At 47.8% G+C, this 767-nt stretch carries 1 protein-coding gene; it reads left to right on the forward strand.

The genetic code is table 11. The annotated features are described in order from the left end of the window. Positions 1 to 767: phage terminase large subunit (locus tag ACFIO5_RS10530; protein WP_375705372.1), on the forward strand; the 767-nt coding region annotated here is incomplete at both ends.

The raw sequence follows: 767 nt of genomic DNA on the forward strand, positions 1-767 counted from the left end.
ACTATAAGGTTGGAGAATCTTCGATTAAGTCGATTGATGGTCGTATTGCTTTTCAGTTTTCGGGACTAGATCGTAATATAGCCAGTATCAAATCCAAGGGGCGCATTTTGCTCTGTTGGGTTGATGAGGCAGAGCCTGTGACAGAGACAGCTTGGCAAACGCTTATACCGACTTTACGTGAAGAAGGTGAGGGGTGGAGAGCAGAGTTATGGGTAACGTGGAACCCCTTACGAGATAATGCACCGGTTGAAAGGCGGTTTCGCTTTTCAAACAATGAAGCCATTAAGCGTGTAGAGATCAACTGGTCAGACAATCCGAAGTTTCCCAAGATCTTGAATGAAGCGCGGCTTGATGATCTGAAGAATCGTCCAGAGACCTATAAACATATATGGGAGGGGGCTTATCTTACCGCTATTCAAGGCGCTTACTATCAAAAGGAAATGTTAGCAGCCGAGCAGGAGGGACGGATAGGGCGTGTTGCACGTGATCCTTTAATGCAGATGCGTGCCTTTTGGGATATTGGGGGCACGGGTGCCAAGGCAGATGCGACGGCGATATGGATAGCGCAATTTGTTGGCAGAGAGATCCGTGTTTTGGATTATTACGAAGCACAAGGGCAGCCGTTATCCGAGCATATAGGCTGGTTACGTCGCAATGGCTATGAGAAGGCATTGATGGTTCTTCCCCATGATGGCGCAACAAGGGACCGTGTACATAATGTGAGTTTTGAGAGTGCGTTAAGTGATGCGGGCTTTGAAACGCAAGTG

The sequence above is a fragment of the Bartonella sp. AA86SXKL genome (genome assembly GCF_042196885.1).